General features: G+C 59.2%; 17 protein-coding genes. 11 read left to right on the top strand and 6 right to left on the bottom strand.

Going from position 1 to position 18,448, the window contains the following annotated elements; translation table 11 throughout:
• Positions 1-165 precede the first annotated feature (165 nt).
• The gene (locus K1X80_RS22290) at positions 166-1,644 is read left to right on the top strand and encodes a helicase HerA-like domain-containing protein (RefSeq protein WP_057960538.1); all 1,479 of its coding nucleotides are present in this window, start codon (positions 166-168) and stop codon (positions 1,642-1,644) included.
• A gap of 106 nt (positions 1,645-1,750) precedes the next feature.
• On the opposite strand, the gene K1X80_RS22285 is transcribed toward K1X80_RS22290, so the two are convergent.
• The gene (locus K1X80_RS22285; protein ID WP_057440138.1) at positions 1,751-2,206 is read right to left on the bottom strand and encodes a DUF721 domain-containing protein; all 456 of its coding nucleotides are present in this window, start codon (positions 2,204-2,206) and stop codon (positions 1,751-1,753) included.
• 308 nt (positions 2,207-2,514) lie between these two features.
• Between K1X80_RS22285 and secA the strand changes: the two genes are divergently transcribed.
• From secA to K1X80_RS22270, 3 genes are all read left to right on the top strand, one after another.
• Positions 2,515-5,250: a preprotein translocase subunit SecA gene (secA, locus tag K1X80_RS22280; RefSeq protein WP_115128834.1), complete on the top strand. Its 2,736-nt coding sequence runs from the start codon at positions 2,515-2,517 to the stop codon at positions 5,248-5,250.
• Between the two features lie 116 nt (positions 5,251-5,366).
• Entirely contained in the window at positions 5,367-6,584 is a 1,218-nt protein-coding gene (gene argJ / locus K1X80_RS22275; protein ID WP_120734020.1) for a bifunctional glutamate N-acetyltransferase/amino-acid acetyltransferase ArgJ, read from the top strand.
• A gap of 58 nt (positions 6,585-6,642) precedes the next feature.
• Positions 6,643-7,587 (top strand): Nudix family hydrolase, encoded by a 945-nt coding sequence (locus K1X80_RS22270; RefSeq protein WP_120734018.1) that lies wholly within the window; start codon positions 6,643-6,645, stop codon positions 7,585-7,587.
• A gap of 366 nt (positions 7,588-7,953) precedes the next feature.
• Here the strand turns inward: K1X80_RS22270 and K1X80_RS22265 are convergent, their stop codons facing one another.
• From K1X80_RS22265 to K1X80_RS22255, 3 genes are read right to left on the bottom strand one after another with little or no spacing between them, the layout of a single operon-like run.
• Positions 7,954-8,532, bottom strand: a complete 579-nt coding sequence (locus K1X80_RS22265; RefSeq protein WP_120734016.1) for a cob(I)yrinic acid a,c-diamide adenosyltransferase — start codon at positions 8,530-8,532, stop codon at positions 7,954-7,956.
• A 2-nt stretch (positions 8,533-8,534) separates the two neighbouring features.
• Positions 8,535-10,571 (bottom strand): HAMP domain-containing sensor histidine kinase, encoded by a 2,037-nt coding sequence (locus K1X80_RS22260; RefSeq protein WP_120734014.1) that lies wholly within the window; start codon positions 10,569-10,571, stop codon positions 8,535-8,537.
• Between the two features lie 46 nt (positions 10,572-10,617).
• A complete protein-coding gene (locus tag K1X80_RS22255; protein ID WP_057960530.1) occupies positions 10,618-11,535 on the bottom strand; it encodes a putative 2-dehydropantoate 2-reductase in 918 nt (305 codons plus the stop codon).
• Between the two features lie 137 nt (positions 11,536-11,672).
• Between K1X80_RS22255 and K1X80_RS22250 the strand changes: the two genes are divergently transcribed.
• Positions 11,673-12,158 (top strand): YajQ family cyclic di-GMP-binding protein, encoded by a 486-nt coding sequence (locus K1X80_RS22250; RefSeq protein ID WP_057440144.1) that lies wholly within the window; start codon positions 11,673-11,675, stop codon positions 12,156-12,158.
• A 127-nt stretch (positions 12,159-12,285) separates the two neighbouring features.
• Positions 12,286-13,128, top strand: coding sequence for a mechanosensitive ion channel family protein (locus K1X80_RS22245; protein ID WP_057960529.1), 843 nt, complete (start codon positions 12,286-12,288; stop codon positions 13,126-13,128).
• Positions 13,129-13,303: 175 nt separating this feature from the next.
• On the opposite strand, the gene K1X80_RS22240 is transcribed toward K1X80_RS22245, so the two are convergent.
• Positions 13,304-14,599 (bottom strand): OprD family porin, encoded by a 1,296-nt coding sequence (locus tag K1X80_RS22240; RefSeq protein ID WP_057960526.1) that lies wholly within the window; start codon positions 14,597-14,599, stop codon positions 13,304-13,306.
• A gap of 716 nt (positions 14,600-15,315) precedes the next feature.
• On the opposite strand from K1X80_RS22240, the gene K1X80_RS22235 reads away from it, so the two are divergent.
• Both K1X80_RS22235 and K1X80_RS22230 read left to right on the top strand, forming a co-directional pair.
• Positions 15,316-15,741 carry an HIT domain-containing protein gene (locus K1X80_RS22235; RefSeq protein ID WP_057960525.1) on the top strand — a complete coding sequence of 142 codons (426 nt, stop codon included), beginning with the start codon at positions 15,316-15,318 and terminating at the stop codon, positions 15,739-15,741.
• Positions 15,742-15,744: 3 nt separating this feature from the next.
• Positions 15,745-15,951 (top strand): SlyX family protein, encoded by a 207-nt coding sequence (locus K1X80_RS22230; RefSeq protein ID WP_029300323.1) that lies wholly within the window; start codon positions 15,745-15,747, stop codon positions 15,949-15,951.
• 82 nt (positions 15,952-16,033) lie between these two features.
• On the opposite strand, the gene K1X80_RS28420 is transcribed toward K1X80_RS22230, so the two are convergent.
• Positions 16,034-16,636, bottom strand: a complete 603-nt coding sequence (locus tag K1X80_RS28420; protein ID WP_057441381.1) for a cold-shock protein — start codon at positions 16,634-16,636, stop codon at positions 16,034-16,036.
• 407 nt (positions 16,637-17,043) lie between these two features.
• On the opposite strand from K1X80_RS28420, the gene K1X80_RS22220 reads away from it, so the two are divergent.
• From K1X80_RS22220 to K1X80_RS22210, 3 genes are all read left to right on the top strand, one after another.
• A complete protein-coding gene (locus K1X80_RS22220; RefSeq protein ID WP_029300319.1) occupies positions 17,044-17,517 on the top strand; it encodes a Dps family protein in 474 nt (157 codons plus the stop codon).
• A 192-nt stretch (positions 17,518-17,709) separates the two neighbouring features.
• Positions 17,710-18,060 carry a ribbon-helix-helix domain-containing protein gene (locus K1X80_RS22215; protein ID WP_057441379.1) on the top strand — a complete coding sequence of 117 codons (351 nt, stop codon included), beginning with the start codon at positions 17,710-17,712 and terminating at the stop codon, positions 18,058-18,060.
• 162 nt (positions 18,061-18,222) lie between these two features.
• Positions 18,223-18,444: an FmdB family zinc ribbon protein gene (locus K1X80_RS22210; RefSeq protein WP_057441377.1), complete on the top strand. Its 222-nt coding sequence runs from the start codon at positions 18,223-18,225 to the stop codon at positions 18,442-18,444.
• Positions 18,445-18,448 lie beyond the last annotated feature (4 nt).

The raw sequence follows: 18,448 nt of genomic DNA, 5'->3' as shown, positions 1-18,448 counted from the left end.
AAGGCGCGTCTTTTATGGCAACGCATAAATGACAGCGTTAAATAAAGTGTGATATTTCCATTTGCTCCTGCAGGAATTATCTGACCTAACTTTTTTAGGCTTTTTGGGTCTCTCGCTTTATCTGTATCGACCGTGCAGGGCTAAAGATTAATCATGGGTGACAAAATGCCAGACTCCTCGCAACTTCTTATTGGTGCAGACCTCGAAGGCCAAGTCATCGCCCAGGCCATGCGCCTGGGTAACCGCCATGGCCTGATAGCCGGCGCTACCGGCACCGGCAAGACCGTGACGTTGCAGCGGCTGGCAGAGGCGTTCAGTGATGCTGGCGTGGCGGTGTTCGCTGCAGATATCAAGGGTGACCTGTGTGGCCTTGGCGCTGCAGGCAATCCCCAGGGCAAGGTGGCCGAGCGGATCGCCGGCATGCCGTTCCTGAATTACGCGCCTAAGGCATATCCGGTAACGCTGTGGGATATCCACGGTCAGTCCGGTCATCCACTTCGTACAACCTTGAGTGAAATGGGCCCACTGTTGCTGGGCAGTCTGCTGGAGCTGACCGACAGCCAGCAGTCGACCTTATATGCAGCGTTTAAAGTGGCCGATCGCGAGGGCTTGTTGCTCTTGGATCTCAAGGACCTCAAGGCCCTGCTCAATCACCTCAAGTTCCACCCCGAATTGCTCGGCGATGATGCGGCCCTGATGACCACGGGCTCCAGCCAGGCTTTGCTGCGGCGCCTGGCCGTGCTGGAACAGCAGGGCGCCGAAGCTCTGTTCGGCGAGCCGGCGCTGCAACTGGAAGATATTCTGCAACCGGCCAGCGATGGGCGAGGGCGTATTCATTTGCTGGATGCCAGCCGCCTGGTGCACGAGTCACCCAAGGTCTATGCGACCTTCCTGCTGTGGTTGCTGGCGGAGCTGTTCGAGCAGTTGCCGGAACGCGGAGATGCCGACAAGCCGCTGCTGGCACTGTTCTTCGACGAAGCGCATTTGCTGTTTGCCGATACGCCCAAGGCCTTGCAGGATCGCCTGGAGCAAGTGGTGCGGTTGATTCGCTCCAAAGGTGTGGGGGTGTATTTTGTCACCCAGTCGCCGGGCGACTTGCCGGATAGCGTACTGGCGCAACTGGGTTTGCGGATCCAGCATGGCCTGCGGGCGTTCACCACCAAGGAGCAAAAATCCCTGCGGGCGGTGGCCGATGGTTTCCGGCCAAATCCTGCATTTGATGCGCTGGCGGTATTGACCGAGCTGGGCACGGGTGAGGCGCTGGTGGGTACGCTGCAGGAAAAAGGCACCCCCGAGGTGGTCCAGCGGGTGCTGGTCTCGCCGCCGCAGTCGCGGATCGGGCCGTTGACTGCCGCCGAGCGGGCAGGGTTGATTGCCGGCTCGCCCCTACAGGGGCGCTATGACAAGCCGATTGATCGTGAATCCGCCTATGAAGTGCTGATGGCACGCAAGGAGCTGGGGCCCGAGGCGAGTGCTGCGCCTGCCGCTGAAGAACCGAGCTTCACCGACAAGGCCGGGGCGTTTCTTGGCACGACTGCGGGCAAGGCCCTGAAATCGGCGATGCAGCAGGCGGCCAACCAGATGGGCCGCCAGTTGGTGCGCGGGCTGTTGGGGTCTTTGCTTGGCGGTAGCAAGCGCAAGTAGCCATCCAGGTCTATGCAACCCAATGGGGGAGCGGGCTTGCCCGCGATTGCGCTGTATCAGTCGATACATGTGCCGACTGGCACACCGAACTCGCGGCTGCCCGCTCTCAGGTCTTGGGCTTGGCGTGACTGGCCAGGCGCTCCAGCGCTGCGCGCAACTTCGGATCTGTAATCCCGTCTGCCGTCGCCTGGATGGTTTCGGCGGCATTCACCGACAAATCCATGGTATGCCCCACCGCACCTTGCTGCACGGTCGGTGGCTGGACCTTGAACTGGATGCGCTGCAGGCTCTCAAATACCTCAAATGCCTGTAGCTGGCGCTGCAAGCGTTTTTGTTGGTAGCGCAGGCGGGTTGCCCAATGCCCATCGGTGACGATCAGCAGCAGCGTACCTTCACGCCACGACGCCACATGACAGTGCTCGCGGGCTGCAGGTTGCAGTTGGCTTTCCAGGAGGCGTTGCAGATGGCCCAGGCGTTGCGCATGGCCAAAGATGGCTTTTAAAGGCTTGGCTTCGCGCAGCAACACGGCGGGAGCACGGGCCGTAAGAGGGCGAAATGCCATGATCTAGACACCTTAGGTAACAGAGCCGCCATGGTAGCAGAAAGCGTGTGCGGCACCGTGGTCATTGCTTTGTCAGCAGTTTATCCATTAAATCAATAAGTAACTTCTCACTCGAATGGGTTGAAGTTCAGCAAAAAGCCCCTATTTTAAACAAGCCCTCTGGGAACGCTGTGCCTGCATCGTGGAACAACGCCACTTTCCTCACCCTCGTTTCCGGGTAGAATGCTCGTTCGCATGCGGCCGTGAGGGCTGCTCGGGCGACTCACGGGGCGCCCCTTCATCCCTAATGTGTGGAAGAACCTGCCGATATGTTTGCGCCTTTGTTAAAGAAACTTTTTGGAAGCAAGAATGAGCGCGAAGTCAAACGCATGCTCAAGACGGTGCAGCTGGTCAATGCCTTCGAAGAGCAGATGGTTGCTTTGTCGGACGAGCAATTGCGCGCCAAGACCGAAGAGTTCAAGGCCCGCATAGCCAAAGGTGAGACCCTCGACAAACTGCTGCCCGAAGCCTTTGCGGTCGCCCGCGAAGCCGGTAAGCGGGTGATGGGCATGCGCCACTTCGACGTCCAGTTGATCGGCGGCATGACCCTGCATGAAGGCATGATTGCCGAAATGCGCACCGGTGAAGGCAAGACCCTGGTGGCAACCCTGGGTGTTTACCTCAACGCACTGTCCGGCAAGGGCGTGCACGTTGTGACGGTGAACGACTACCTGGCCCGCCGGGACGCCAACTGGATGCGTCCGCTGTATGAATTCCTCGGCCTGACCGTCGGCGTCGTGACGCCGTTCCAGCCGCCGGAAGAGAAGCGTGCCGCCTACGCCGCCGACATCACCTACGGCACCAACAACGAATTCGGTTTCGACTACCTGCGCGACAACATGGCGTTCAGCATGGAAGAAAAATTCCAGCGCGAACTCAACTTTGCCGTGATCGACGAAGTCGACTCCATCCTCATCGACGAAGCCCGTACTCCGCTGATCATCTCCGGCCAGGCCGAAGACAGCTCGCGCCTGTACACCGAAATCAACAAACTGATCCCGCGCCTTGAGCAACATATCGAGGAAGTGGAAGGCGTGGTGACCAAAGAAGGTCATTACTCCATCGACGAGAAGACCCGTCAGGTCGAACTCAACGAAGCCGGTCACCAGTTCGTCGAAGAAATGCTGACCCAGATCGGCCTGCTGGCTGAAGGCGAAAGCCTTTACTCGGCGCACAACCTGGGCCTGTTGACCCACGTGTATGCCGGCCTGCGCGCCCACAAGCTGTTCCATCGCAACGTCGAATACATCGTCCAGGACGGCCAGGTGGTACTGGTCGACGAACACACCGGCCGTACCATGCCCGGTCGTCGTTTGTCCGAAGGCCTGCACCAGGCCATCGAAGCCAAGGAAGAGCTCAATATCCAGGCCGAGAGCCAGACATTGGCCTCGACCACCTTCCAGAACTACTTCCGCCTGTACAACAAGCTGTCCGGCATGACCGGTACTGCGGATACCGAAGCGTTCGAATTCCACCAGATCTACGGTCTGTCGGTGATGGTCATCCCACCGAACAAGCCGCTGGCGCGTAAAGACTACAACGACCTGGTGTTCCTGACCGCCGACGAGAAATACGCGGCCATCGTCGCCGACATCAAGGAATGCATGACCCACGGCCGTCCGGTCCTGGTGGGTACTGCCACCATCGAAACCTCCGAGCACATGTCGAACCTGCTCAACAAGGAAGGTATCGAGCACAAGGTCCTCAACGCCAAGTTCCACGAAAAAGAAGCCGAGATCATTGCCCAGGCCGGTCGCCCAGGCGCGCTGACCATCGCGACCAACATGGCCGGTCGTGGTACCGACATCCTGTTGGGCGGCAACTGGGAAGTGGAAGTGGCGTCCCTGGACAACCCGACCCCTGAGCAGATCGCCCAGATCAAGGCCGACTGGCAGAAACGCCACCAGGCAGTGCTGGAATCCGGTGGTTTGCAGGTGATCGCGTCCGAGCGTCACGAATCGCGTCGTATCGACAACCAACTGCGTGGCCGTGCCGGTCGCCAGGGTGACGCCGGTTCCAGCCGTTTCTACCTGTCCCTGGAAGACAGCCTGATGCGCATCTTCGCCTCGGATCGGGTGAAGAACTTCATGAAGGCCCTGGGCATGCAGTCCGGCGAAGCCATCGAGCACCGCATGGTGACCAACGCCATCGAAAAGGCCCAGCGCAAGGTCGAAGGTCGTAACTTCGACATTCGTAAGCAACTGCTGGAGTTCGATGACGTCAACAACGAACAGCGTAAAGTGATTTATCACATGCGTAACACGTTGCTGGCCGCCGACAACATTGGCGAAACCATCGCCGACTTCCGTCAGGACGTGCTCAACGCCACCGTCAGCGCCCATATCCCGCCACAGTCCCTGCCTGAGCAGTGGGATGTTGCCGGCCTGGAAGCGGCGTTGAAGAGCGACTTCGGTGTCGATCTGCCGGTCCAGCAATGGCTCGACGAAGACGACCACCTGTACGAAGAAACCCTGCGCGAAAAACTGATGGCCGAACTGCTGGCCGCGTACAACGAGAAAGAAGAGCAAGCCAGTGCCGAAGCACTGCGCACCTTCGAGAAGCAAATCGTTCTGCGCGTGCTGGACGACCTGTGGAAAGACCACCTGTCGACCATGGATCACCTGCGTCATGGTATCCACCTGCGCGGCTACGCCCAGAAGAACCCGAAGCAGGAGTACAAGCGCGAGTCGTTCACGCTGTTCTCCGAGTTGCTGGATTCGATCAAGCGCGATTCGATTCGTGTGCTGTCCCACGTTCAGGTGCGTCGCGAAGACCCGATCGAAGAAGAAGCCCGTCTGCGCCAGGAAGCCGAAGCCCTTGCCGCGCGCATGCAGTTCCAGCATGACGAAGCACCGGGTCTTGAAGCACCTGAAGTGCTGGGCGAAGAAGTCGACGTGGCCCTGGCCCAGGCGCCGGTGCGCAACGAGCAGAAGCTGGGTCGCAACGAGCCGTGCTGGTGCGGTTCGGGCAAGAAGTTCAAACACTGCCACGGCGAAATCAACTAAGATTTTTGCCTGACGCTGCAATACCCCCGCGCCGCGACCGGCATCAGCCGTCGCGGCGTTTTGCCATTTAATCACCGTCGACGACGACGGTGCAGACATCGTTAAGGAGCGCATTCATGGCTGTTGGTCTTGGTCCTTTGCCCACGTTGCACCCGGTTGCCGGTTTTGAACTCGGTATCGCTTCGGCCGGCATCAAACGCCCTGGGCGCAAAGACGTGGTGGTGATGCGCTGTGCCGAAGGCTCGACCATCGCCGGCGTGTTCACCCTGAACGCGTTTTGCGCCGCGCCGGTGATTCTCGCCAAGCAACGCGTCGAAGGCCCGGTACGTTACCTGCTGACCAACACCGGCAATGCCAACGCCGGCACCGGCGAACCAGGCCTGGCCGCTGCCGCGCGCACCTGCGCCAAGCTGGCGGAGTTGACCGGCGTGGACGCCAGCCAAGTGCTGCCGTACTCCACCGGGGTGATCGGTGAGCCATTGCCCGTGGAAAAAATCGAAGGCGCCCTGCAAGCCGCGCTGGACGACCTGTCGGTGGATAACTGGGCGGCCGCGGCTACCGGGATCATGACCACCGACACCTTGCCCAAGGGCGCCAGCCGCCAGTTTGTGCATGACGGCGTGACCGTCACCGTGACAGGTATCAGCAAAGGCGCGGGCATGATCCGCCCGAACATGGCGACCATGCTCGGCTACATCGCCACCGACGCCAAAGTCTCCCGTGACGTGCTGCAAAACCTGATGCTTGATGGCGCCAACAAGTCGTTCAACCGCATCACCATCGACGGCGATACCTCGACCAACGACTGCTGCATGTTGATTGCCACCGGCAAGGCCGATCTGCCGGAAATCACCTCGTCCAACGGCCCGCTGTTCGCGGCGTTGAAGCAGGCGGTGTTTGAAGTGTGCATGGAAGTGGCCCAGGCCATCGTGCGTGACGGCGAAGGCGCGACCAAGTTCGTTACCGTTGAAGTCAACGGCGGCGGTAATCACCAGGAGTGCCTGGATGTGGGTTACACCGTGGCCCACTCGCCATTGATCAAGACCGCGCTGTTTGCGTCCGACCCGAACTGGGGCCGGATCCTCGCGGCGGTTGGCCGTGCCGGCGTACCGAACCTGGATGTGAGCAAGATCGACGTGTTCCTCGGCGATGTGTGCATCGCCAGCCGTGGTGCCCGTGCCCAGACCTACACCGAAGCCCAGGGCTCGGCGGTGATGCAGCAGGAAGAAATCACCATCCGTATCGAGTTGGGGCGCGGTGAGTGCAGCGAAACCATCTGGACCACCGACCTGTCCCACGAGTACGTGAAGATCAACGCCGAATACCGTACTTGATACCTGCCCGGGGCATTGGCAATGCCCCGGCAGGCGCCGGCTTAGAGGACGTAAAACCGTGAAACGAGTTCATGTAGCAGCCGCAGTCATTCGCGGTACCGATGGCCGGATTCTGTTGGCCCGTCGTGCAGATACCCAGCACCAGGGCGGCCTCTGGGAGTTTCCCGGTGGCAAGGTGGAGGCCGATGAGTCGGTGCTCACCGCACTGGGGCGAGAGCTGCAGGAAGAATTGGGTATCCAGGTCACCACGGCCCGGCCGTTGATCCAGGTACAGCATGATTACCCGGACAAGCAGGTGTTGCTGGATGTCTGGGAGGTCTCGGCGTTTACCGGCGAGCCCCACGGCGCGGAAGGGCAGCCCCTTGAATGGGTGGCGCCACGGGACTTGCAGAACTACGAGTTTCCCGCGGCCAATGCGCCCATCGTGGCTGCTGCCCGTTTGCCCGCCGACTACCTGATCACCCCAGGCGAACTGGAAACCCCGGTGCTGTTGCGCGGTATCCAGAAAGCCGTTGCCGGTGGCATCAAACTGATCCAGTTGCGTGCGCCCAATGGCTACGACCCCAAATACCGCGACCTGGCGGTGGACGCCGTAGGCCTGTGTGCCGGCAAGGCGCAATTGATGCTCAAGGGGCCGTTTGAATGGCTCGGTGATTTCCCGGCTGCTGGCTGGCACATGACCTCGGCGCAACTGCGCAAATACGCGAGCAAGGGCCGACCGTTGCCCAAGGACCGCTGGTTGGCGGCGTCTTGCCACAATGCCGAGGAACTGGCATTGGCCGAACTGATGGACGTGGATTTTGTCACTCTGTCGCCGGTGCAGCCGACCCAGACTCACCCTGATGCGCAGCCTCTGGGTTGGGAAGAGGCGGCGCAGTTGATCAAGGGCTTCAGCAAGCCGGTGTTTCTGTTGGGCGGGGTTGGGCCTGACGAGCGGGAGAAGGCCTGGGAGAGCGGGGCGCAGGGTGTGGCGGGGATTCGGGCGTTCTGGCCTGAGGTGTGAGTTGTCATTGCTGGCCCCATCGCAGGCAAGCCAGCTCCCACATTTGAATGTATTCACAAATCAAAATGTGGGAGCGGGCTTGCCCGCGATGAGGCCCCGCCAAACAATACAAAACCCGCAGAATCTCAGTGCGGCCTAGCCGCCTGCCACAAAATCCCCACATTTGAATGTATTCACAAATCAAAATGTGGGAGCGGGCTTGCCCGCGATGAGGCCCAGTCAAACAATACAAAACCCGCAGAATTTCAGTGCGGCTTAGCGGCCTGCCACAAAATCCCCACATTTGAATGTATTCACAAATCAAAATGTGGGAGCGGGCTTGCCCGCGATGAGTCCCTGCCAAACAATACAAAACCCCGCAGAGTCTCAGTGCGGCTTAGCCGCCGCCTGCCACAAAATCTCCGCAATCCCTTGCCTCCGGGCAATCACCCTTGCTGCCACAAACAGCAAATCCGATAGCCGATTGATATATGCCAACCCCGCCCCTTCCAACGGCTCCAGCGCATTCAGTTGCTGGCAGCGCCGCTCGGCGCTACGGGCCAGGCTGCGGCACACGTGGGCCTGGGCAATCAGCGCCGAACCGCCGGGCAGGATGAAGTTCTCCAAAGGCCCGACTTCTTCATTCCAGCGATCAATCGCGGCTTCCAGGCGGTCCACCTCGCCCGCATTGAGCGCCTTGTAGACCGGCATTGCCAACTCGCCACCCAGGTCAAACAATCGATGCTGGCAGGGTGTCAGTACCTCGATCACATCCTTCAGCGCGGGATGCTGGCCGCTTTGCTCCTCAAGGCCAGCCAACAGCAGGCCCAGTTGGCTGTTGAGGCTGTCCACTTCACCGATCGCCTCCACCCGGGGGTGATCCTTGGGCACGCGGCGGCCGTCACCCAGGCCGGTTTCGCCCTTGTCGCCGGTACGGGTGTAAATTTTCGACAGGCGAAAGCCCATGGTCAGTGCTCCAGTTGAGTCAGTTCGTGGTGGGCAAGCTGGCTACCGGCCAGTGGCAGGCGCAAGGTGAAACAGGTGCCCTGGCCCAGGGTGGAGTGAACCTCCATCTGGCCCTTGTGGTTGTTGGTGATGATGAAGTACGAGACCGACAGGCCCAGCCCCGTGCCCTGGCCGATTTCCTTGGTGGTGAAGAACGGTTCGAACGTGCGTTTGCGCACGTTCTCACTCATGCCGATGCCATTGTCTTCCACCTGGATCTCGGCCCAGGGTGGGTTGAGCCGGGTGCGCAGGATGATGCGCCCCGGCTCGCTGTCGTCTTCGCGCAGGTGGATGGCCTGGGCGGCGTTTTTCAGCAGGTTGAGCAGGACCTGCTCCAATTCGTTGGCGGTGCCCGGCACGGGGCCCAGCAAAGGGTCGAACTGGCGGATGATCGCCTGGCCCTTGAAGTCGAAGCCGATGGTCAGGTCGAAGTCGTTACCGGCAATTTCCACGGCCTGGTCAATCAGGGCCGGCAGGTCGCAAGGCGCCATCTGCCGGTTGCTGCGGCGGCTGAAACTGAGCATATGGGTGACGATTTTCGCTGCACGGGCCCCGGCTTGCTGGATGCCGTCGAGCAGCTGCGGCACTTCGCGGCTTTGCAGGTAGCGGTTGACCGTTTCCAGTTCCACGCCCACCTGCTCGGCATGCTCCTGGTTTTTCGGCAGGTCCGCCGACAGGCGTCGCCGAATGTTCTGCACGTTGTGCAGGATTGCCCCCAACGGGTTGTTGATTTCGTGGGCCATGCCTGCGGCGAGCCCTCCGACTGACAGCATTTTCTCCGATTGCACCATCATTTCTTCCAGGGACAGGCGCTGGGTGATGTCGTCGATACGGATCACCACCCCGCGCCCGGCGCCACCCATCAGCGGGTAAAAGGTCAGGGCATAGTGCTTGGGTTCGTCGTCCTTGATCCAGGTAACGCGCTCGATGCGCTCCACCGTGTGCTGCTCCACCGTGGCCTTGAGCTGGGGCAGATAGGGCTTGAGCGGTTCGAAGGCGAGGAAGATCGGCTGGTTCAGGGCTTCATCCAGGCGCGTGCCGGACAGGGCGCTGGCTTCCTGGTTCCATTGGGTGACGTAGAGCTGCTCGTCCAGGGCAATCAGGGCGGAGGGCATGGAGTCGATGATGCTGTTGAGATAGTTCTGAAAGCCGGTGAGTTTTTTCTCGATCTTGCTGCGAACCTGCACTTCCAGTTCCAGCTTGCGGTTGGTATGCCGGGTTTCCTCGGCCAGACCCTGGGCCTGGTCGTAGGCGGCCTGGGAGTCGTCCCGTGCGCGCTTGAGTTGCTGCTCCCGGGCTTCGATACGCGACAGCATGGTATTGAACGCTTCGGCCAGGCTGCCGATTTCGTCATGGTTGCCGCGACCGGCCCGCAGGGCGTAGTTCTCCTCGCGGGTGACCTGGCGCGACAACTCTTCCAACTCGTGGATGGGCCGGGTAATCAGGCGTTTGATCTGCCGGGCAATCACCATCCACAGCAGGATGCTGAAAATCAGGATGCCAAGGCTGGCGGTCAGGGTGCCGGTGTAGAAAGCGACTGGCAGTTCGCTGCTGGCCACCAGCAGCAGATGCCCTGAGGGCAGGCCGGGGCGGGGCAGGGTGATGACTTGATTGCTGCGAAACTCGGTAACCCGCCACGCCTCGATGTCGCGATAGTGCGCCGGCAGTTGCAGGCGATCACCGTGTTGCAGTTGCGCCAGGCGGCTGCCTTCGCCGTCATACAGGGCCGCCGCCCGCAGTGGCGAATAGCTGGTCAGCTCGTTGAGCAAGGCATCGGCGTTGGCGGGAGAGTCCAGGGCTTGCGCGGCGAGGGCGGGGTTGGAAACCAGCCGGCCAATTGCCTGCAAGGCTTGCGGGGCCATGCTTTCCTGGGAGATCCAATAGGCGGCGCTGATAAAGGTCAGGTTGGCCACCAGCAGCACGGTGGTCAGCAGTACCAGCAGGGCCGCCAGCAGTTTCTGCCCGACGGGGAGGTTTTCGAGACGCTGGCGCAGTGGCATCAGGTGGTTCGCAGGCAAGGATCCAGTTGGCAGGGTAGCGCGTGCCTCAGTCGCTGGGCAATCCGTGTGCGTCCAGGTAGGCGGCCAGGCGTACCTGCAGTTGTTGCAGATGCGGCAGGCTCAAACGATGGCGCAAGGCCGCCTGGCAGGCATGGCCGAGCAGATAGCTGATCTCGGTGCGCCGCCCGTTGGCCACATCCTGGTACATCGACGAGAAGTTGGCCGCTGTCGCCTGGATCACCCGCTCCACTTCGGCCTGCAGATTCTCGGCCGCCGCGGGCTGGCCGCAGCACGTCAGCAGCTCGCCGAGCTCGGCACACAAGGTCGCCACCTCGCAGTGATGCGCCTGCAATCCGCCATTGCGGCATTGATAGAGCACCGTCAGTGGATTGATCGCACAGTTGAGTGCCAGTTTTCGCCAGAGCCGCGTGAGGATGTCGGTGCTCCACTGGTGGGGAATGCCGGCAGCGTGCAGGTCGTCCAGCCACAGCGGCGCCGTGGGATGGCTGGCGTCACCGAGCCAGGTGAAGCCGTGGCCGGCAAATACCACGCTGCCATCACTTTGCCGAAACGCACCCTCGGTGCTGGAGGCGAAGATACAGCGTGCCTGGGGCAATAGGGCGGCAACCGCATCCTGGCTGCCCAAGCCGTTCTGCAGCAGGATTACCTCGGCATTGGGTGTCAGGCGTCGTGCCAGCTGTGCGACAGCGCCAGGAGCATCGTAGGCTTTACACGCGACCAGCAGGCGATCAATTGGCTCGGGGCTGTCGGATGTTTGTGCAACCACCGGATAAGTCTGGGCATGCCCTTGTTCGACCAGGGTCAGCCCGGGAGATGCCTGATAGCGGGTCAGGCGCGCCTGATCGCGCAGGATCAGCGTGACGGGCAGGCCCGCGCGGGCCAGGCGTGTGGCCCATAATGTGCCGAGACTGCCTGCGCCGAGGACATGCCAGGTGGTGGACATCAATTTTGCTCCGTAAGCCGCTGGGTGAGCCAAGCAGCTCAGGGTAAAGAGTCGTTATAATGCCCCGGCATTTTACCCGCAAGCCAGGCGCGCTCCATCTTTACTGAGCCGCGCCCCTTTTTTATTGGAGAAACTACATGCCGTCGTTCGACGTGGTATCTGAACTGGACAAGCACGAAGTCACCAACGCCGTCGAGAACGCCGTCAAGGAGCTGGACCGTCGTTATGACTTGAAAGGCAAAGGCAGCTTTGAGTTCAAGGAAAAAGAACTGACGGTCAACCTGACCGCTGAAGCCGATTTCCAGCTGGAAGCGATGATCGAGATCCTCAAGCTGGCCCTGGTCAAGCGCAAGATTGATGTGCAGTGCCTCGAAGTCAAGGATGCCTACGCTTCGGGCAAGTTGATGAAGCAGGAAGCCGTGCTCAAGGAAGGTATCGACAAGGAGCTGGCGAAGAAAATCGTCGCTCACGTCAAGGACGCCAAGCTCAAGGTCCAGGCCGCGATCCAGGGCGAGCAGGTGCGTATCACCGGCAAGAAGCGTGACGATTTGCAGGATGCGATTGCCGCCCTGCGCGCCAAGACCTTTGATATGCCGCTGCAGTTCAACAACTTCCGCGACTGACCCGGTTCTCGGGAACCCGTGAGGGATTTCGACGTCCCACGCCACAGAACCTGCAGAAACGATTGAGCCCTACGGGGCTCAATTGCTGTGGCGACCTTTATATGCAGTGCTAAACAGGAGAATCTAGATGGACTTGAATGCTGAAGTGGATCAATTGATCAAGGCTTCCCAAGCCTGGGTCCCGATGATCATGGAGTACGGCAGCCGGGTATTGCTGGCGGTGCTGACCCTGGCCATTGGCTGGTGGTTGATCAACAAGTTGACCCACAAGGTAGGGCGCCTGCTGGCCCTGCGCAATGCCGACCTGGCGCTGCAGGGCTTTGTGACCAGCCTGGCGAACATCGTGCTCAAAGTGATGCTGATCGTCAGCGTCGCCTCGATGATCGGTGTCGAAACCACCTCGTTCGTCGCCGCGATCGGTGCCGCGACCCTGGCTATTGGCCTGGCGTTGCAAGGCAGCCTGGCTAACTTTGCCGGTGGCGTGCTGATCCTGCTGTTCCGCCCGTTCCGCATCGGTGACTGGATCGAAGCCCAGGGCACAGCGGGTACCGTCGATAGCATCCAGATCTTCCACACGGTGATCCGCACCGGCGACAACAAGACGGTCATCGTGCCTAACGGCATCTTGTCCAACGGCATCATCACCAACACCAACCGCCAACCGACCCGCAAGGTGGTGTTTGACGTAGGTGTCGACTACGAAGCCGACCTGCAAAAGGCCCGTGAAGTGCTGCTGGAACTGGCCAAGGACCCACGGGTTCTGGCGGACCCGGAGCCGGTTGCCGTGATTTCGACCCTGGGCGACAGTTCGATCACTGTTTCCCTGCGCGTATGGACCAAGACTGCAGATTATTGGGATGTGATGTTCATGTTTAATGAACTGGCGCGGGATCGTTTGAAAGCTGTAGGGATAGATATCCCATTCCCGCAGCGCGTTATTCGCATGATGCAGGAAGCACCTGCCAAGTAATAACGGGAGCAGGGATCGAACTTGGCTGAATGGTCAGGTTTAATCGCAGTAACAAACTAGATAGCTAGCTTGCTAGTTATTTAAGCAGTAGAAATATTAGTGCAATAAAAAGCCGCTCACTGATTAACAGTGAGCGGCTTTTTAATGAGGGGCCGAAGCCCCTGGGCATCTTCGATTACAAGATGTTCAGCGGGTATTGCGCGATCAGACGCAGTTCGTCGATCGACGAAGAACCGTAGTAAACGCCATCAGACGAGCGATAAGTCGCTTGGCGAATACGCAGGCTCAGGTCTTTGGCCGGGCCGCTCTGGATCACGTATTTGGCTTCGAGGTCGCGTTCCCACTCTTTGCCGTTCGAGGTCAGGGCGGTGTTGGCGCCGCTACCGGTGACGTACGAAGCCAGGAAGCTCAGGCCAGGTACACCGAAGGTGGCCATGTCGAGGTCGTAACGGGCCTTGAAGGATTTCTCGCCTTCGGCGTTGAAGTCGGAACGGGCGACGGAGTTGGCCAGGAACACTGTGCCGCCACCGTCAATGCCGTAGCCGTAGTCGCCGTCACCGGTAACCTTCTGGGCAGCCAGGGTGAAGGTGTGTGCACCGATGGTGTAGGCACCCTGCAAGCTGAACGCACGGTTGTCGAGTTTGGTCACGTCGTCTTTGAAAGCGCGTTGCAGGCCGGCACCGTCGCTCTTGGTGTCGTAGATGTTGAAGTCTACAGCCACCGACTGGTCGTCGCTCAGGGCATGGGTCCAGTTGACGTTGGCGTAGTATTTGCGCCAGTAGTCTTCGACTTTCGAGTAGTAGAGGCTGGTGGTGAACTCAGGCGTCCAACCGTAGGTACCACCCACGAAATTGGCTTGCTTGATGCCCCGGGAGGTTTCAGGGAAGTCGATGATACTGTCCCTGTAGGTTTGCGCCTGGGCAACGCTGGAAGTGAAGTGACCGGCTTCAAGCTTGAGGTCTTTGATCTCGTTGCTGACGATCGAGATACCTTGCGGCAGCTCCGGCAGCAAGCGACTGTCGTCGGACGCGAAGACCGGCGCAGTGGTGTACTGGTCGCCGACTTTCAGCACGGTATTGGAGAGACGGAACTTGATAGCGCCGCCGCCCTTGGAGTACTCATCCTCTGAGCGGCCATCCGAGCCTTCCGGGAACAAACCAGTGCCATTCCGGCCTCTGCCGCTGTCCAGTTTCACGCCCAGCAGGCCGATTACGTCAACACCCACACCGATGGTGCCCTGGGTGAAACCCGACTGGTACAAACCGTTGAAGCCCAGGCCGCTTTCCCGGGTGTAGCTTTTACCCGACGTGTTGTTGCGGTTATCCCGGCTGAAGTACAGGGCACGGGTGTTGATGCTGAAGGTGCTGTCTTCGACAAAACCTTTGGCATCATCTTGGGCGGACGCCATTGCGAACTGTGAGGTGCCTGCTGAGACAGCGAGGGCGATCATGCTCCACTTCATCACGCGCATCGTGATTTGCTCCTTTGGTTTTAGGAAGAGTACTGCCGTCCCACCTGTATTTTTGTCTGGGCGGCTCTTTCTTTTTTGTGACAACGCAAACTTATAGCACGCTGGCAATAATTGGCGATACTTGCACATCTGTCCTTTCAGCTTCTTTACGAGGCTGTCGTAAATTGCTAGATCCATGTCGCAAATCTACAGTCTGTTTGTCACCAGACTGACAACTTCAATACTGTCTTTAATACCCTGAGCAGGGGTGCAAAGTACCCTGTTCAAAGTTTTAAAACTTCCTGTAGGTGTATTGACTCACTGTTGTTTTTATCGTGAAACACTGCCTTCCTGGCAAGTGCCGTTGTCGACGATATGAGAGTGAATGCAACAAGCGTGCTCAAACTGCCGGGCGGATGTCATTTTTTCGTGAAAAATGTGTTGGATCTGTGAAAAGCGCCTGGAAACGGGGCTTTTGCGTGGTTTTTTTTGGAATTCGTGGCGCCAGTTGTGCGGGATTTCGAACGCGCAATAATACGTTTCTGTCAGAAATGTTACCGGTCCACCCTGTGGGGTGGGTAATCGGCGGATAAGCCCTGCCCGATGTAGGGCATAAAAGACTCATTTTGGTGCATCTGCCGATTGCCGCAGGTGTCGCGCGGATTGCCCCGTGAAGCAGTCGCCATTCGCAGGTATGCTGGGCGCCTGAAACTGACTAGCCGAACGGAGTGACTGCGGTGTTCGCCTTGGATCCACGTCTGCAAAACGACACCTTGCCCATCGGGGAATTCCCCCTGTGCCGGCTGCTGCTGTCCAATGACTCTAACTACCTCTGGCTTATCCTGGTGCCGCGCATTGCCGGCATCAGCGAAGTGTTCCAGCTCGACGCTGGCGACCAGTCCCGGTTGTGGCGCGAAACCACCACGTTGGCACAGTTGCTCAATGACGGGTTCGGCGCCGATAAAATGAACATCGGTGCGCTGGGTAACGTGGTCAACCAGTTACATGTGCACGTGATTGTGCGCAAACGCGACGATGCGGCTTGGCCTGCACCGGTCTGGGGCAAGCATCCGGCAGTGCCTTATAGCGACGATCAGGTGGCGCTGATTCGTACCCGCCTGCGGGAGCTGCTGCCGCCCGAATTCATTTTTGCCCAGGACTGAACCATGGACCTGCAAGACCGCGTGATGGACCTTGAGAGCCGCCTGGCTTTCCAGGACGACACCATCGAGACATTGAATGACATCCTGGTCGCCCAGCAGCGGGCGGTAGAGCGTCTGCAATTGCAGATGGCGGCCTTGCTCAAGCGTCAGGAAGAAATGGGCGGGCAGTTCGAGTCTTCCGAGGAAGAAGCGCCACCGCCTCATTATTGAGGGCTCGGGAAAAGTCCCGGCGATAAAAAACCGCGATGCAGTGTCAGCTGCATCGCGGTTTTTTTTGGGGCGTGCTCTGGGTTCAGCGACGCGGCAGGGCGGCGATCACGTCTTCAGCTTGCAGGCCTTTGTCGCGGTTCATCACGGAGAACTCCACGCGCTGGCCTTCCACCAGGACGCGATGGCCTTCGCCGCGGATGGCCCGGAAGTGGACGAAGATATCGTCGCCCGAGTCCCGGGAAATAAAGCCGAAGCCTTTAGAGGTGTTGAACCACTTGACGGTCCCGGTATCCCGGTTGGTCATGTCGTAGTTTTGCGAGCTGGCCGGGGCAGACGAACGGTAGAAGCTGATGGCCAGGTGAAGAACGATCGCGACCACCGCAATGGCCAGGCTGAGCAGGATGGCTGGATGGCCGCCGACTTCAGGCATAGGGGCCAGGAGGGTGAGGGTTTGTACCACGACAGCCAGCACCAGCAGGGCGCTGACCAGGTTTTGCAGTTGATGGCGTGTGCCTTTGTTCCAGTAGGGAATCACTGGCGCCAGCGTCAGGTTGAGAAGGCCGAACAGAGCCAGGTACAGCGCGTCGTGTTGTTGCAGGTACGGCAGGCTTTCTGGTTGCAGGCTCGGGATAAAGGACAGCAGCAAAGCTGCAGCGCCCGTTAGCAGGTGGACGATTTTCAACATTTTGATTAACTCACGTTAAGACGGATCACGAAGGAAGAGCTGACTGGCACGGTTCGCTTCTGAACAATGGGAGGCGTTGGGCACGTGCGCGATTATTCAGCCTATGCCGCTTGCCGCAGGAAATAGCGGCGGCGACACGCAGCCTATTTAACAGCAAAGCCTGTGCCTTCTCAAATCAAGCGTTTCAGGGCGTTGCAAAGATCATCGCATTTGTGCGGCAAACCCTTGTCCTAGACAGGTGTGGGTGTTTTTAACCGTGCCAGGCCTTGCCGCCCGTGGTCGAGCGCGATGCAAAGGGGCGATTTGCCGCAGGCCACCTGCGGCAGTAGGGCTGCGCAAGGCGAGGACTCTTGCTAGAGTGGGTAAGCACCTGATCAATGAATTTTCATCAATTGAAGGGAATAGACATGGCAATCGATATCGGTATCAGCGAAGAAGATCGTAAATCCATTGTTGACGGACTTTCACGGCTGCTTTCAGATACCTATGTACTTTATCTGAAAACCCATAACTTTCATTGGAACGTCACGGGGCCACAGTTTCGTACATTGCACTTGATGTTTGAAGAGCAATATAACGAACTGGCGCTGGCGGTTGACTCCATTGCCGAACGTATTCGTGCCCTGGGCTTTCCTGCGCCGGGTGCCTACTCTATCTATGCCCGTCTGTCTTCGATCAAGGAAGAAGAAGGCGTGCCCAGTGCTGAAAACATGATCAAGCAACTTGTCGATGGGCAGGAAGCTGTTACCCGCACCGCACGTGGGATCTTCCCGTTACTTGATAAAGTCAGCGATGAGCCGACTGCGGACTTGCTGACCCAGCGTATGCAGATCCACGAAAAGACCGCCTGGATGCTGCGTTCGCTGCTCGAAGGCAAATAAGCACCGCAGGCCAGTGGTGCCTGGCAGGCGCCACTGGCTTCAGCTGATTGCTTCCTGATACCTGCGTTGGCTTGTCCTACGCACAACAACTCTCCGTCTTCTGGCTGCACTTGCCTGCTTGATGTTTTATAGGCTCAACGGCCAATAACAGCCGTTTGTTCAAGAGCCGTTTGGCAAGGGAGTGTCAGGTGTATGTCGCGTAGTACGGGTAAAGGTGTGCTGGAAACTTCCGGCGTCTACAAGATAAAGATCGACCCTTTCGTCAAAGGGTTCGATATGGCATTGGCACGGCCACTGTCGCGCTCTGTCCGGTTGAATGGTTTTTCAACATGCCTGCGGCTTGAAGAAGTGTATTGGAATATTCTTGGCGAAATCGCCAGGATCAATACCTGTTCGGTCAGTGCGTTGCTGTCCTACGTGGATCGCGAGGTGCACTTGCGTTATGGCGGGGTGAAGAATTTCAGCGGTCTGGTCCGGGTCGTGTGTGTGGTTCATGCGTTGAAAGGGCAGGCTTCAGCCGTCAATCAGGCGGGCCTTATATAGCCGGGTTAGCCGAGACCGGAGCCGCAGGGGTGTTTCTATATAGTGCGTTGCACGTTGCCACGGCTGCACAGCCTCGATTTAACGGATATAATCTCGCCCTTTGCTGCGCAACCGGCTCTACCCGGGCGCAGCGCAGCAATGACGTGATCGCCGAGACATCCCATGCCCATGTACGATTACCAATGCGCTTCCTGTGGTCACCAGTTGGAAGCCATTCAGAAGATCAGCGACGCGCCGTTGGTCGATTGCCCTGCTTGCCAGGCGCCAGAGCTGAAAAAGATGCTGTCCATGCCGGGTTTTCGCCTGAGCGGTAGCGGCTGGTACGAGACCGACTTCAAGACCGGCGCCAAGAAGAATCTGGCGGGCGGCGACAAAGCAGACTGAGTTG

Source organism: Pseudomonas sp. So3.2b (assembly GCF_019464415.1).
Classification (GTDB): domain Bacteria; phylum Pseudomonadota; class Gammaproteobacteria; order Pseudomonadales; family Pseudomonadaceae; genus Aquipseudomonas; species Aquipseudomonas shahriarae.
This window is presented reverse-complemented; position numbering and strand designations above follow the sequence as displayed.

What these genes read in the sequence shown, in the direction of transcription:
- K1X80_RS22250 (WP_057440144.1), top strand. Translation starts at nt 11,673, where the DNA reads ATGCCGTCGTTCGACGTGGTATCTGAACTGGACAAGCACGAAGTCACC.
- K1X80_RS22220 (WP_029300319.1), top strand. Translation starts at nt 17,044, where the DNA reads ATGGCAATCGATATCGGTATCAGCGAAGAAGATCGTAAATCCATTGTT.
- K1X80_RS28420 (WP_057441381.1), bottom strand. Translation starts at nt 16,636, where the DNA reads ATGTTGAAAATCGTCCACCTGCTAACGGGCGCTGCAGCTTTGCTGCTG.
- K1X80_RS22210 (WP_057441377.1), top strand. Translation starts at nt 18,223, where the DNA reads ATGCCCATGTACGATTACCAATGCGCTTCCTGTGGTCACCAGTTGGAA.
- K1X80_RS22260 (WP_120734014.1), bottom strand. Translation starts at nt 10,571, where the DNA reads ATGCCACTGCGCCAGCGTCTCGAAAACCTCCCCGTCGGGCAGAAACTG.
- K1X80_RS22230 (WP_029300323.1), top strand. Translation starts at nt 15,745, where the DNA reads ATGGACCTGCAAGACCGCGTGATGGACCTTGAGAGCCGCCTGGCTTTC.
- K1X80_RS22290 (WP_057960538.1), top strand. Translation starts at nt 166, where the DNA reads ATGCCAGACTCCTCGCAACTTCTTATTGGTGCAGACCTCGAAGGCCAA.
- K1X80_RS22245 (WP_057960529.1), top strand. Translation starts at nt 12,286, where the DNA reads ATGGACTTGAATGCTGAAGTGGATCAATTGATCAAGGCTTCCCAAGCC.
- K1X80_RS22265 (WP_120734016.1), bottom strand. Translation starts at nt 8,532, where the DNA reads ATGGGCTTTCGCCTGTCGAAAATTTACACCCGTACCGGCGACAAGGGC.
- secA (WP_115128834.1), top strand. Translation starts at nt 2,515, where the DNA reads ATGTTTGCGCCTTTGTTAAAGAAACTTTTTGGAAGCAAGAATGAGCGC.
- K1X80_RS22240 (WP_057960526.1), bottom strand. Translation starts at nt 14,599, where the DNA reads ATGCGCGTGATGAAGTGGAGCATGATCGCCCTCGCTGTCTCAGCAGGC.
- K1X80_RS22255 (WP_057960530.1), bottom strand. Translation starts at nt 11,535, where the DNA reads ATGTCCACCACCTGGCATGTCCTCGGCGCAGGCAGTCTCGGCACATTA.
- K1X80_RS22285 (WP_057440138.1), bottom strand. Translation starts at nt 2,206, where the DNA reads ATGGCATTTCGCCCTCTTACGGCCCGTGCTCCCGCCGTGTTGCTGCGC.
- argJ (WP_120734020.1), top strand. Translation starts at nt 5,367, where the DNA reads ATGGCTGTTGGTCTTGGTCCTTTGCCCACGTTGCACCCGGTTGCCGGT.
- K1X80_RS22215 (WP_057441379.1), top strand. Translation starts at nt 17,710, where the DNA reads ATGTCGCGTAGTACGGGTAAAGGTGTGCTGGAAACTTCCGGCGTCTAC.